Here is an 11,182-nt window from a genome sequence, read left to right as displayed (position 1 = left end):
TAAAACACACAAGGTTGAAATTGCCTATAAGAGTAAGGGTAAGAAAAATGAAGGAACTGCTTTAGTTAGAAACTTGATTGGAAACTCAAAAACCCTTACTATAAATATGGCACTGGCGGTAGAAAAGGGTGAGGTACATGGAATGCCAGGTGCTGCAACTGGTGCGACGAAGGGAGATAAAAGTAATGAATCAAATGGTCGTGGTACAGATATATCTACGGATGTAGGTGCAGGTCATACAATATATACTAAAAGTAGTGGTGGCACTATTCGCGAAGAAAGATTGTCTGTTTCAGATATGCTTGATCATGAACTCGTTCATGCGTTCGCCCAAATGAATGGCGAAGAAATAGCAGATGGTACTATGAAACACTCTTACGAAGTTCCGGATGGTACTACCAGAAAAGAAACCATCTCGAAAGAAGAAGGGGCAACAGTAGGTTTTAGCATAAGACAATCTTCGAAAGGAATAAAATATACAACGGAAAATAACCTGAGATTTGAGCAGGGAAAAACGGAGAGATTAAATTATTACGAATATTAATATACTATTAAGATGAAGCTATTTTATTTGCCGCTTTTTTTAATCTTTTTTGCTTGTAGGGAGCAAACCAACATGAAAAAGCAATGTGATGTTCGGTGTGATGTGAGATTATTTACCAAGTACTTTTCAATGCATATCAATTCAGATGGAAAAACCTATGTTGTTAAAGGAACTGGCTCTTATTACACCGATAGTCTTATCGTTAAATCTGCAGATACCAGCAATGTATTTAAATTAGATTCAACTCAGGCATTTTTTGAAGCCCTTAATAAAATTAGAACTAATCCAGTTTTTAATGAAAATCGAAGTACAGGTACTGCCCAAAGAGGCGAAGTATATTATAAACAAGTAAAGGTTTTCGATGATTATGCCTGGGATCCTGCGTTTTGGGATTTGTTTAGACCTATTATGGGCCAATTGCCAAGTGAGTTTAACCCCTTTAATGTAGAAAATTATTGATCTATAATTCACAGCGGGCTGGATATCCAATATTTCTTTGCGTTTTGGTGTTGGCTTCCTGTAAAGGTCAGGTCAAATCCAATCAACAAGAAAATATTAATAAGATCAGGCAACCGGTTTCGATGGATATCCGCACCGATACCTCCAACATATGGAGTAGCTTTCATAATGTGCGGCAATTAAGCAAACAACTGAGCCTGGAATCTCCTGAAGAGGGTTTTGACTCTTTACAGATCAGGATATGGTTTGATTATTCACTTGCTAAGAAAAAGCATTTAATAATCATTGAACAACAAAATAACCAATGGAATGGCAGGTTATACCAAATGAATGTTGGCTATATTAATAGGCTCAGTTATGATATAATTGAGCACTATGATATGGAAAATATTGAACCGATATCTGGCTGGCAGCAGTTTATTAGCGAATTGTATCAGTTAAAAGTGAAGGAACTGTCGGATACTAGTAGGAGCGGAGCTGATGGAACAACTTACTGCGTTGAGATATTAACTCCCGCCACTTATACTTATTATGATTTTTGGGAGCCAGAATATACCAAAGACAAAAACTGGAAATCAGCAAATATGGTCAAAATAATTGCTCTTTTGGAAAACGAGTTTAATTTTAATAGTCTAAAAAGCAGGTGAGTTGTAGGCGCCGAACACTTGCTGAGGCGGTTGAAATCAATTATTCGTTATATTTGGGTTCGATTTGCAATGAAGTAAAAAAATGGCAGTGAGTGATCTTGTGAGTGATTCGAAAGTGTCTTTGTAATTTATTGACCTAATAATATTTACGCTAGGTGGAAAGAGATCCTCGCTCTCCGCTTCACTCAGTTAATTGAGATAAACTTAAAGTAATATAACCTGCAAAATCAACGATTTGCAGGTTTTTTGCTTTTTAGGCATACCTGGTTTTACTGCACTTTATGGGTAAGATTCTTGCGTCATCCGATGCGTCTTACCTAATTTTAAAAAGACGCGAGTAACTTTTCACACGGCGCTGTTTATTAACACTTTATAAACTGAACTCTGACTTTCAATGCCCCATTGGGGTAATTTTAAACTATTAAATGAAGCGTCATTTATGGAAAAGAGTTTCGGTTTATTCTTTCATCTCAAAAGCACCAGGAATTACAAATGAGGCGAATTGCCAATTTTATCTATGCGTCACAGTGGATAAGGTTAGTCGTGAAATAAGAAGTCAAAAGCAAAGGCGCTTTTCCATTTTGTTTTTTGACAGTTTCATTGCGTGGACAATGCGAGTACTTTTGTTTTTAGTAATACTACCAATTTTTATCATTCCTGTTCTTAGTTTCAAATTAGATAATTGGTGGTTGCTCTTCGGGTTCATCGGAAAGTTTTTAGGGCTTTCCATACACGGTGTCAACTCTAAGTCCCCCCGACCAATCAACAACATGATTGAACTTACACTTTGCTTTCTTTTGCCGTTACCCGAAAAGCTGGTTTTTGAAGATAATTCTTATCGAACCATACCATATCGAAAGGTCATTGAGCGGATATGCAGGCCAGGCAAGGGTTTGAGAGGGCCTGAAAATAAAGAAAGCCCCAAAAATTCGGAGCTTTTCAATGTGGTGCCCAGAACAGGAATCCTTAAGTTCTGGAGATCAATTATTTAAACCTTGGTATGTCAAAAGGTGTGTCACAAAAAAATAAAGAGCCTATTTACGTGCCCGTTAGTGTGCCTGTTACCCGCACTTTTTAACAGTTTCTGCCTGTCTTTACAAATATATAAGATAATTGGGTTTGATACAAAAATGATGGTATTAGGAATTCCTGGTTATTGCCGTATTGAAGTCAATTTGAAAAATAATAATAGACATCTGTTTAAGCCATATCTTAAAATAATATTCTTTTTTATTGGTACATTTGTTCAAATCCCTTTTATCGGCAGTAACAGCCCGTTTTGATCGAACATCTAATTATAATTACCATCAATAAACCAGCAACCGGAATTAATAAGTGAATTTCCATTCATCAAACAAAAAATCCTCTCCATTAAATACAAAATAGATATTCCCTACTCCTTTATTTATTTTCCGTTCTATTTTCTTTGAGAGCGTAGTCCATTCCTTCCCATCACATATAAGGGAAACAAGGGCTGTACCTTTAAGATTATTTACATAAACATCAATTTTGCCTTTTCCTCTCACCCTGGCTTCGAATCTGGCAGGAATCTGTTTGCTAAAATCGGCTCCCCGTACCATGAGACATTGTTTATCTGCTTTTCCTTTGGCAACCATATTGCCGGGGTTACCAACAGCTTCGAACCGGACATGCCCCGAAGTACCTGCGGTGGTTTCTGCTTGCTGAAGAACGAATGGATTTAATGGGTTAAGTTGTGACGGACCTTTAAAAGTTGCTTTGACCATGGGGATATTCACATCATTCCCTTCATCCACCTGCATTTCTTCGATACCCACATTACGAAAACCACCCTTAGTGCCGAAATAATCCTGTAAATACATGGCATGGTAAGCAATATAATTTTTCTCTTTAAACTTGAAGAAGTGAGTGTGATTGTTTGTCAAAGGACCCACGTTAACTTCGCCAGTATTCTTAAAGTAATTATCGCGATACTTCCAACTATCCGGATCTAACGGTGTTTTACTCGTCATATAAGATATGTTGCATGCAGTTGGTTTATCAATATTGCTATAAGGCCATTCAGTGCGTTCATCCCAACTCGTACAATAGCTATAAACCCAGGTTCCATTGATAAAGTTAAGGTCGCTGGCCTCATTAAAATAAGGAGCGGGTATCTTAGAAACATTGCTGGCCAAACTGATCATATCTGCTCCTAATTTGACGATTCTGGCATTATCCGGCATATATTTCGTTTTAGGCGTTCCGGCTCCAAAACTCAGCCAGCCTGTACCTTGGTCGTCAATCAAAACTCCGGGATCGAATGGAGCTCCGACATCCACACCGGGGACAGAACGATCGACTATGTTCTTTCCTAATGGGTCGCTCCACGGGCCAACGGGCGAGGTGGAAGTAAGCACGGCTGAGCCACCACCGCCATTGGAGTAATACAAATAGAAGTGCGTCTTACCATCTGCTTCCAGTCTGGATGTAATGGAAGGCGCCCAGGAATTCTGACTCCATGGTGCCAGCTTTGCTGTATTTATAAGGCCATGATAAGTCCAGTTGACCATATCATCGGAAGACATCATGACCAGTGTACGGATATGCTCGTATGAATTTTTTCCATCCTTTCCTACCTTCTCATACTGTTGATGATCATTCGTGGCATATACATAAATTCTTCCATTGTATTCTACAGCTGTTGGGTCGGCCGTAAATATAAAATCTAATAAAGGATTCGCATTATCGGAAGTAAGTTTCGGCGAAACATTTGCAAATTTTTCTTCCAGGTTTTCATTAACCACTTTCAGTTTATGCGCATTAGTCTGCGCTCCTACCTCTTTTTTATATCCCAGTAAAGAGATAGCAAGGACCGTACTTAACAATACTTTTTTTCTAAACATGCTTTTCTTATTTTATCTAAAAAACGAAAACTCATTTGGAGTTAATTCTCGAATGATTTTTGAAGATCTTATTTATCGAACTTCCACCAGTTGAAATTGAACAGATCGCCCTGATTGCCTTTAAAAACAAAGTACAGATCGTGAACGCCCTTTGTTTTATTTACTTTAGTTGAAACGGTGGTCCAGCTTTGCAAGCCTCCTGTGTTTTTCACCTCACAGGATCCCAATAGTTCTCCGTTGCAACTATCTACATGTATTTCGATAAAACCACCTGATGCCGATGAAACATTAGCCTGAAATATTCCTGCTCCTTTCTTAAAATCAACACTTCGTACTTTGATAAAATCACCATTGCTGATTTCGGTTACATAAACTCCGGCGTTGGTGCTGCGTTCGGTTTCAATTCCCTGCTCCCAGGCTATAGTTTCCGCTTCCTGGCGTATGAATGGATTTACATGTTCAACAGGTTTTACACCTTCGGCTGTTGGCGTTATCCGCGGAATGCTGCCATCTTTATTATACTGAAACTCGTCCACACAAACGGAACGGGTAAAACCTCCGCCACCTGGCAATGCACCGTTATGATAGAACAAATACGATTTGCCTTTATACTCGATCACACCTGGATGATTGGTAAAAGCGCCTCCCTTGTCAATTATCCGCATAATGGTATCGCGGTAAACCCAGGGTCCGGTAGCACTTGTGCTGGTTGAGTAAGCCAAATGTTCCGGAACACCTCCTGCAGGATAATGCATATAGTACCCGTTTTTGCGTTTGTAAAACCAGGGCCCTTCTTCGTATGCTGAAGGTCTTATATCAACATCTTTATATCGTACATTAAACCCTTCTTTATTCAACGGCACTGTAACTACCTCGCCAGCGTAAGAGATCATATCCTGGTTCAACTTTACGTACATAAGATAAGGGTTCCCCCAATAGAGATATGCCTGACCATCGTCATCAATAAATACCGTGGGATCAATATCTCCGTTACCGCTGTGCACCAGTGGTTTTCCAAGTGCATCTTTAAACGGACCGGTAGGACTATCAGAAACAGCCACCCCGATTGACATTCCCATCGTTTCATGGGTCATAGGTACATACCAGTAAAACTTCCCATTCCTGGGGATGCATTGCCCGGCCCAGGCATCTTGCTTCGCCCAGCTGAACGTTTTAAGCGATAGGGGTGCCCCCCGGTCTGTCCAGTTCACCATATCAGTAGATGTGAAACAGTGCCAGTCTTTCATCATAAACACAGTCGATTTATCTTCATCATGCCCGGTGTACAGGTAAACGGTATCTTTGTATACCATCGGCGCTGGATCGGCTGTATAAATGGTTTGTATAATCGGGTTTTGAGCCTGCGCACCCGCTGCAACAAAAAGAGTTGTTACCTGTAATACTATCTGTCTGATATTCATTGTTGTTCTAAATGTGTGTGTGTGTGTGATATGTACGAAAATCTCCGAACTAAATTTTCATTCGAGTTACATCTCCATCCCCTAATAACGTGAACGGAGAAGGCGTGTAGTTCTGCTCTTCAAACATCAACCTGTCAGGCGTTATCACGAATTTGGCAGGAATCTGTTTGCTAAAATCCGCTCCTCGCGCCATGAGACATTGTTTATCCGCTTTTCCTTTGGCAACCATATTACCTCATTACCAACAGCTTCGAATTATCCTGCTATTTAACAGGCATAAATTTGTACAGAGCCACTCCATGCATCGGAACCTTCACCGAAAGAGCCTCTTTGTCCGCATGGATTGTTGTAATATCTTTCTGACGCCAAAGATCACGCACCTTTTGCTTTCCTGAAATACCAAGCTTTTTCAGATCCTTGTAAGAGATATCCACTTTCTCCAGACCGAAATTGCAAAAGCCTGCTACACGACTGCCATCCTGAAGTTCTTTTACATAAATGCGCAGATCTCCGATAGTCTGAACACAGGTAGCCTGTTTGCCAAGAGCATCCTGATTAACAGCGATCACTTCATCGTTTGTCAATAAATTCAGCGTAAAGGCATCCAGTTTTTCCATATCGCAACCAATTAGCAGAGGCGCAGAGAAAAGGCTCCAAAGGCTGAAGTGAAGATACTGCTCGTCTGGTTTAAGCATGGTCGGATGCGGGCTACCCCAGCCTACTATTCCTACAACCAGCATGTCCGGATCGTTCCAGTTACCGGGTTTAGCCCAAGCTGCGGCCTGATCCTGAGCTAATGCAATACTTTTAACGTTGGACCAGTTGTCTGTTATATCATTCGTTGTACGCCAGGTGTTTCCACCTACCGAATCGCCCCATTTCCAAACATCCGACATTCCGTACTGACACAAGCTGAAAACAATGTCGCGGGGTTGCTGACGGATATAATCTCCCATTAATTTGTATGGTTTGACGGCGGTAGACAATTGATAACCTCCATTGTAAGATATAGAGACTACTTTGTTTGGGTCGTTACCAGGTATTCCATTTAGCACTCCTCCATAGCTGCACCAATCGTATTTCAGGTAATCGAAACCCCATTTGGCATAACTTTCGGCATCTTGCCTCTCATAACCATAGCTACCGGCACCGCCATCACAGGTCCAGGGACCAGGACTGGAATAAATGCCGATCTTTAAACCTAAGCCATGCACATAGTCTGTCAGGGATTTCATATCTCCAAACCTTTTATTAGGAACTATATTACCAGCATCGTCCCGGAACCTACCTTGCTGGGAAGGATCTTTCGAATCGCGGTTATTTTGCCAGTAGTCGTCAATATTTACGTAATTCCATCCGTAATTTACAAGTCCGGTTTTTACCATTACTTCCGCAGCGCGCTTGACTTTCTCAGCAGAAACCTCTCCAGCGAAACAATTCCAACTATTCCAACCCATTGGCGGGGTAAGTGCGATTTTATCACCACAGATAATTCGTAAACTTTTTTCGGCTATACCTTTCGCATTCTTTGCCTTCAATTGAATAACGTAAGTACCGGCTTTAACAAGCTTACCAGTGATAAGTCCTGTTTTTTTATCCAGCTTTAGTCCCTTAGGCAAGCCGGTAACCAAAAAGGTCATTGGCCGGTCTCCGGTGGCAGGTATCCTGAACTGAAACGGCGAGCCCGGGCGGACACCGAAAACGCTTGCGCTATTAATCTTCGGTTTTGCCGATGGCTTAGGGGTAAGAATATAGGGCTCACTTGGGACAGGATAATAAGTAGCAAAACTTGCCACACCGGCCGCCTCAAATTTTGCATCTGCCCAGTCGGCATGATCGCTGCTGTTACCGTTTCCTCCATCTGTTACCAGCAGCTCAAGTTTTTTCACACCCAAAAGTTTCACATTACATAGCCGGGCAGTATCACCTTCATGCATTACACCGCTCGACCAAAGCTTCGCTCCATCGCCGTATACAATAAACTCTACGGCGGGCTGACGCCCTTTCACCTCATCATCAATGCCAACCTGCGCGGTAAACGAATTTGCCTTACCATCGAGCTGAATAAAAAGAGAGCTTTCTGCGTGTGTGCCGAAGCCACGCTGAAAGGTTTTCCCTGCGATGGTCATGATGTTGTCATCAACCGTCTTGTTTTTTTTAGGTATGCCCCAGCCCTGTGTAGCTGGGCTGAGATCCAGTTGATCTAACCAAACAGTTTGTGCGGAAAGAGTACTTATGCTTACTAAGCTGAAGATAATAGCGAAGACAAGAGTAAATATGCTTTTACTTGCTGTATTCATTTTTAATTTATAATTGATAGGAGGCGCCGGATCGGCTGTATAAATGGTTTGTATAATCGGGTTTTGAGCCTGCGCCCCCGCTGCAACAAAAAGAGCTGTTACCTGTAATACTATCTTTCTGATATTCATTGTTGTTCTAAATGTGTGTGTGGATCTTATCGTTGGATCGTATCCGTAATATGAAAGAAATCAAAATCTACATATCCGCCAGTATTCTTTGTTGCATAGTTAAATAAGGCAAAACGATAGCCCATAAAATGCGGAATGCGATATCTCATCTTCAAAGGTCGACCTATCGGTTTCCAAACTTTTCCATCAAGACTGTAAAAGAAACTAGCTTCATCTTTCCCATTAAGAGCGTAAAGGTTATTAGCTTCATCGTTCATGCCGGTAAAATCGCAATCGATTCTGAAGTAAATTTGGTCTTCATCCAATGGAATTCGCTTTACTTCGACAGGCTTATCATTATCAGTAGTGATCATTACTATCGACTTTTGACCCGCGTCAATTTTAACACCCACTGATCCATACTCTTTTTGGAAAGCTGAGAATCCGGCAAAATCGCCGTCTTTCATTTTGGAAACATCCAGGGAAACAGAAGCTGAGCTGGTTGGACCAATAGTGCGTTGTGTAAGTGTGTTTCTGGCCTGAAGAAAATCAGTGTCGACTCTTCCTGCTTTGAGGCGAAGGAATCCTTTTCTTTCAGTTACAGACCACAGCGAATTATCCGGATTATGATTCCATTGCCATACTAAAGGAAGCGCTGCTTGTCCCTTTTTTCGGTTGAATTCATCAGAAGCAACCAAATTCGGAATCAAACCTTTACTGGCTGGCAGGTCTAATGTTTTTGGGACTTTGCCGTTTTCTCCCAATACAGGCCAACCGTCTTCCCACTTGACAGGAACGAGATAAGGAACGCGGCCAACAGCACCAAAATCGCGGAAAAGATAAGAGAACCAACGTCCATCGGGAGTGCTTATCAATCCTCCTTGAGCAATTCCTCTATCCTGTAAGCCAACTTTTCCTTCCCAGGGGCCATTGATATTATCTGCCCTATGTATAATTACAGTTCGCATTCCACCGCGTGGGGCGCAAATATTAAATAAATAGTATTTCCCATTTACTTTAAATAATTGAGATCCTTCAGCGCCAAGGCCCATTTCTTTTCCTGCTGGTGCGTGAGCGTTTTCGATGAGAACCCTCTCCGGAACGCCTTGCTTAACTCCTGTTAGATCGTCATTTAATTCAACAATTTTAAGCCTGTCTGCGTCATAAATTAAATATACCTTGCCATCATCATCAAAAAATAGAGAATGGTCATGGAGGGATGGCTTAAAAGAAACTCTTTGCCAATTCCCTTTTTCAATATCTTTTGTTTTAAAAATGTAGGTTTCACCTGTGGTTTGTGCAAAAGTGGTTACATAATACATGCCCTTGTGGAAACGCAGACTGCTGGCCCACGACCCCTTTCCATAGGTGTTTTGTCCTTCTGTCAAATTTAACTCCGGTATATCTGCCAAAGTTTCGTAGGCATAGTTGATCAGTTTCCAATTGACAAGATCTGTAGATTTCATAATGGGCACACCCGGGTTCATGTGCATCGTTGTACTGCTCATGTAATAATTTTTACCAACCCTGATCATCGACATATCGGGCACATCAGCAAAAATGATTGGATTGGTTGCTTGTTGTGCATGAACATTATTTGAAAAAAACAGGCAACTCAAAAGCGCAACGCAGGATAAAAAAATTTTGATCATTATTTAATTATTTTTTACTTATATCCTGCAATAATGGCATCTAACAATGGCTGGTCCTTTACCACATTATTAGATCTGTCTAACATAAAACCTATCTCCCACCAGAATGGCAGAAGGCCATTCGATCTAGCCGTTTTGGTCGCAAAAGTTGCCCAGTACTCCACAGACTTGTTGTGCATAGCCAGATCCTTAGGAACATACTTGCTACTGCTGGCAGTCCGCCTCCAGGATGCATATTCACCCAGCACCACAGGTATACCTTTATCAACAAACTTTTTCATCTTTCCGAGTTCAGCAGTTAGCGCATCCTCTTCTCCAGAGGTGGCGTTGCGCTCTGGCTCAATAGTAGAATGATTCCCGGCCCCCCAGTAGTAAACCATGTTGCCCCAACTTACATCTCCATCATTTAGTAGATTAAATGTAGCAGGCGAGTAGCAATGTACCTCAAGCATCATACGATTAGGTACCGGGTCGTGAGGAAGAGTAGTCATCAGATCAGAAGTTAAATAACTGTCAGTTCTGGGTCCCTGCACAACCAGCACCCGGGAACTGTTTCTGCCCCCGGTAGAGCGAACTGCCTTGATGAATGTTTCGTGATAACCATTAAGTATGGACATCTGCTCGGCATTTTCAGCCGTAGGTTCATTCGTGCCGGCAAACATAAGGTGCTCATCAAAATCACGCATGGTTGTAGCAATCTGCTCCCAAATCGCCTTTAACATCGCATTAATGGAATCTTGCTTTAACTTATTGACATTACGTTCCAGCCAGCCATTATCACCGTGAGCATTCAGTATCACATACACATCATTAGCCACACACCATCCAACCACTTCTTTCACCCTGTTAAGCCAGGCCGGGTCAATTTTCGCTTTTGCCGGATCGCTTAAATGACTCCAAACCCAGTTACAGGGAATCCGTACAGCATTGAAACCTGTTTGTTTTACAAATTTCACATACGATTCGGTGATTTTACTACTCACCCAATCAGCTTCGTTTGGTGATTCCATGGTATTGCCAAAATTTATTCCCATATGCATTTTTGCCGCCAGTTGCACGGCTGTGCTGCTCATACCGCTTGTATCGGGTGCTTTGGGGCTTGTGTTATAAGACGGGTAGAGAGTAGGCGGTTGAGTAACCTTTACCCGCCTGTTCTGGCCGTTTGATGAGGTTATATCTAAATAGCC

10 protein-coding genes are annotated in these 11,182 nt (G+C 41.6%); 4 read left to right on the top strand and 6 right to left on the bottom strand.

Features of this window, described 5'->3' with window-relative positions; translation table 11 throughout:
- The 4 genes from ACJ751_RS19390 to ACJ751_RS19375 form a co-directional block, all read left to right on the top strand.
- A partial coding sequence (locus ACJ751_RS19390; protein ID WP_407747174.1) for a M91 family zinc metallopeptidase occupies positions 1-544 on the top strand: 544 nt, incomplete at its 5' end.
- 12 nt (positions 545-556) lie between these two features.
- The gene (locus tag ACJ751_RS19385; RefSeq protein WP_407747173.1) at positions 557-1,003 is read left to right on the top strand and encodes a hypothetical protein; all 447 of its coding nucleotides are present in this window, start codon (positions 557-559) and stop codon (positions 1,001-1,003) included.
- Positions 1,004-1,125: 122 nt separating this feature from the next.
- A complete protein-coding gene (locus ACJ751_RS19380) occupies positions 1,126-1,650 on the top strand; it encodes a hypothetical protein (protein ID WP_407747172.1) in 525 nt (174 codons plus the stop codon).
- Positions 1,651-2,075: 425 nt separating this feature from the next.
- A complete protein-coding gene (locus ACJ751_RS19375; protein ID WP_407747171.1) occupies positions 2,076-2,642 on the top strand; it encodes a hypothetical protein in 567 nt (188 codons plus the stop codon).
- A gap of 336 nt (positions 2,643-2,978) precedes the next feature.
- Here ACJ751_RS19375 and ACJ751_RS19370 read toward each other — a convergent pair whose 3' ends face one another.
- From ACJ751_RS19370 to ACJ751_RS19345, 6 genes are all read right to left on the bottom strand, one after another.
- Complete coding sequence (locus tag ACJ751_RS19370; protein WP_407747170.1) at positions 2,979-4,514, bottom strand: glycoside hydrolase family 43 protein; 1,536 nt, start codon at positions 4,512-4,514, stop codon at positions 2,979-2,981.
- A 68-nt stretch (positions 4,515-4,582) separates the two neighbouring features.
- On the bottom strand, positions 4,583-5,935 hold the full coding sequence (locus tag ACJ751_RS19365; RefSeq protein WP_407747169.1) for a glycoside hydrolase family 43 protein: 1,353 nt from the start codon (positions 5,933-5,935) through the stop codon (positions 4,583-4,585).
- 49 nt (positions 5,936-5,984) lie between these two features.
- Complete coding sequence (locus ACJ751_RS19360; RefSeq protein ID WP_407747168.1) at positions 5,985-6,128, bottom strand: hypothetical protein; 144 nt, start codon at positions 6,126-6,128, stop codon at positions 5,985-5,987.
- Positions 6,129-6,198: 70 nt separating this feature from the next.
- Positions 6,199-8,364: an NPCBM/NEW2 domain-containing protein gene (locus tag ACJ751_RS19355; RefSeq protein WP_407747167.1), complete on the bottom strand. Its 2,166-nt coding sequence runs from the start codon at positions 8,362-8,364 to the stop codon at positions 6,199-6,201.
- A 26-nt stretch (positions 8,365-8,390) separates the two neighbouring features.
- Positions 8,391-9,995, bottom strand: coding sequence for a glycoside hydrolase 43 family protein (locus tag ACJ751_RS19350; RefSeq protein WP_407747166.1), 1,605 nt, complete (start codon positions 9,993-9,995; stop codon positions 8,391-8,393).
- Positions 9,996-10,009: 14 nt separating this feature from the next.
- The coding region (locus ACJ751_RS19345) for a glycoside hydrolase family 5 protein (RefSeq protein ID WP_407747165.1) at positions 10,010-11,182 on the bottom strand (1,173 nt) is incomplete at its 5' end.

Origin of the sequence: Niastella sp. (assembly GCF_045805085.1) — a bacterium.
GTDB lineage: Bacteria > Bacteroidota > Bacteroidia > Chitinophagales > Chitinophagaceae > Niastella.
Note: the sequence above shows the minus strand (reverse complement) of the source record. Positions and strands in the feature narration are given on the sequence as shown.